Genomic DNA, 2,705 nt, shown 5'->3' with positions numbered 1-2,705 from the left:
GCACTCACCTGCTTCGTACCAAGGTCGAACGAGCCGCCCTCGACGAAATCCTCATAGGCCCATGTTTTTGCGCTCATGGTCTGGCATCCCTGCAGAACGCGCGATCCACGTGGATCGGCGAACCCGGATGCAGGCCGCGCGCGATTTGGTCAAGTCCTTTCTGGTGAGCCAGCCTGAGGCAACCGGCACCAGCGGCAGCGATCAGAGCCAGCCGCGGCGGCGGAAATACCAGAAGGGCAGAATCGCCGACAGGATCATCAGGCCAATGGCGAAGGGATAGCCGAGCTGCCATTTCAGCTCGGGAATGATGTCGAAATTCATGCCGTAGATCGAGGCGACCAGGGTTGGCGGCAGGAAGATGACGGCGGCGACCGAGAAGATCTTGATGATGGCGTTCTGCTCGATCGAGATCATGCCGAGCGTGGCGTCGAGCAGGAAGGAGATCTTCTGCGACAGGAAGGTGGCGTGGTCGGCGAGCGACAGCACGTCGCGCGACAAGGTCTTGATGCGGGCGCGGACATCTTTGCTCATCTTGGTCTGGGTGGCGACATGGGCGAGGAAGCCGGCCAGGCGCTGCAGCGAAATCAGGCTGTCGCGGACGGACGAGGTGATGTCCTCCTTGCGGCCGATGGCTTTGAGCAGCTCCTGGAAGTCGCGGTTGCGCTTCGATACCTTGGTCGAGCGTGCCTCGAAAATGTCGCGTGAAATCGCCTCGATGTCGCGGCCGGCACGCTCGAGGATGTCGGCGAGACGGTCGACGATCGCTTCAAGCAGGCCGATCAGGATGGTGTCGCCGCTGGTGCAGCCGGTCGCCACCTTCTCGGCACGCAGCGGGAAGGTCTTGAACGCCTTGGGTTCATGATAGCGAATGGTGATCAGTCTTTTGCCGGCAAGCGCGAAGGTGACCGGCGACATCAGGGGATCATCGACCTCGGTCTGCGCCGGCAAAGTGGCGGTCATGAAATAGGCGCCATCCTCGATGTAGAGACGGCTCGAAATCTCGATCTCTTCCATCTCCTCGCGGGTCGGGATGGCGACGCCGAGCCAGCTTTCGATGGTTGCTTCTTCCTCCTTGGTCGGACTGATCAGGTCGGCCCAGACGACCCTGTCGCCATCCGCCAGCAGATCGTCGACGACGCGCAGGCGATCATTGTCCACGACAAATGCCTTGATCATCGCCAGATCTCCCCTGCCAGATAAGGTTTGCTCAGATTGACGCTGGTGTTGGATTGCGCAGCGCTTCGTCGCGTGCGCCGAGCGTGTGCCTGCCGCTTAGACCTGTGGCATGACAAAATCAAGACAAGCCCCGGCAGCGGGCGGGGAGCAACGCCCTGGGCTCGAAAGCCGCGTCAACGGATCGAATCTAGAGACTGGCGAGAGTGACCTCCAAATCCTCGTATGCGCTGACGAGGGCATCCGCGCCATGTCGCAAAAGAGCGTCGCCATGAGTGCCGTTACAATGATTGCCAGCGGTAAATCCGATCACGCGCATGCCCGCTGCCTTGCCCGCCAGGACGCCGTTCACGCTGTCCTCGACCACGATGCACTCCTCTGGATGAACACCCATCGTACCCGCCGCGTGCAAGAACAGGTCTGGTTCCGGCTTTCCGTTGACGACCATGTCCGATAAAAAAATATGAGGATCGAAAAGGTCGACAAGGCCTGTGTGTTCGAGTTTCCAACGCAATCGGGCGAGCGGCGTGCTTGACGCGACACATCTCGATGTCGGGAGCCGGCTAATCACATTCCATGCATCGGGTAAGGCCGCCAGATCCGTCCGCAAGCGTTCGTTGGTGTAGCCGGCAAGCTGTTCAAAAAAGCGCGGAGAGAGCGGCTTGGCTCGCTCTTGGCCGATTGCTTCGAGCTTCGCCTGCCACATAGCGGGAGATAATCCCATGAAGGCTTGTGTATAGGCGCTCGGTTCGAACGTGATGCCCGCCGCCGCCAGATATTCAAGCTCGGTTGCCTGATATATCTCCTCGCTGTTTACAAGGACGCCGTCACAATCAAATATTATCAGCTTTATAGGCGAAACTTTGGGCCTGATATCTGGTGGTCGGCTCATGTCCGTGGCGCGCCTACCGGGCGTTCGGCAGGATCTGGTGCAGCACGATGGCCCAGACGGCGCCGAAGGCGATGGATGAGCCCAGGATGTACTGCGCGATATCCGGCAGCGTCTTGACGAAGTCCGGCGGCGCCAACGTGGCAAACAGCGCCATCAGGATCGGCAAGCCGATCACCAGCATGTTCCGCTCGGTCAGCGGCGTGCGGCGCACGACGCGAAAACCGTTCATGGCGATGACGACGCAGAGAACGCCGAAGACGCCGCCGATGACCGGCCCCGGGGAATCAGCATCCATCAAAAAAAGTTCGAAATACTGCCATTTCGATCTCTCAAGTTTCTGCCGCGGTTTGAATCAATTCCCTTAGCTGTTCGATTGTAAGCATAGGTTCTCGGCGGTGGATCATGGCATGACAATTGGCGCATACCGGCCTCAAATCCTTAGCCGGATTTACCTGATAAGCCCGGCCGATCTTCTTCAGGGGGGTAAGATGGTGAACGTGGATGAATCCCCGGCCATGGATGCCGTATTTTTTTAAAAAATCCTCTCCACAAGCCATGCAAGCCAGTCCGAACAACCTCAAGCATTTCGCTCTTGCCTCCGGATTTCGCTCATACGCATTTACGAAAACCTTCGTACGTG

4 protein-coding genes are annotated in these 2,705 nt (G+C 58.9%); all 4 read right to left on the bottom strand.

The window, feature by feature from the left end:
* Positions 1-201 precede the first annotated feature (201 nt).
* Complete coding sequence (gene corA / locus AC1DX0_RS34245) at positions 202-1,176, bottom strand: magnesium/cobalt transporter CorA (protein ID WP_477224105.1); 975 nt, start codon at positions 1,174-1,176, stop codon at positions 202-204.
* Between the two features lie 187 nt (positions 1,177-1,363).
* Entirely contained in the window at positions 1,364-2,065 is a 702-nt protein-coding gene (locus tag AC1DX0_RS34240) for an HAD family hydrolase (RefSeq protein WP_477224104.1), read from the bottom strand.
* 13 nt (positions 2,066-2,078) lie between these two features.
* Complete coding sequence (locus AC1DX0_RS34235) at positions 2,079-2,360, bottom strand: hypothetical protein (protein ID WP_477224103.1); 282 nt, start codon at positions 2,358-2,360, stop codon at positions 2,079-2,081.
* Between the two features lie 34 nt (positions 2,361-2,394).
* A partial coding sequence (locus AC1DX0_RS34230) for an HNH endonuclease (RefSeq protein ID WP_477358776.1) occupies positions 2,395-2,705 on the bottom strand: 311 nt, incomplete at its 5' end.

This window comes from Mesorhizobium sp. P3_A9, assembly GCF_056402975.1.
Note: the sequence above shows the minus strand (reverse complement) of the source record. Positions and strands in the feature narration are given on the sequence as shown.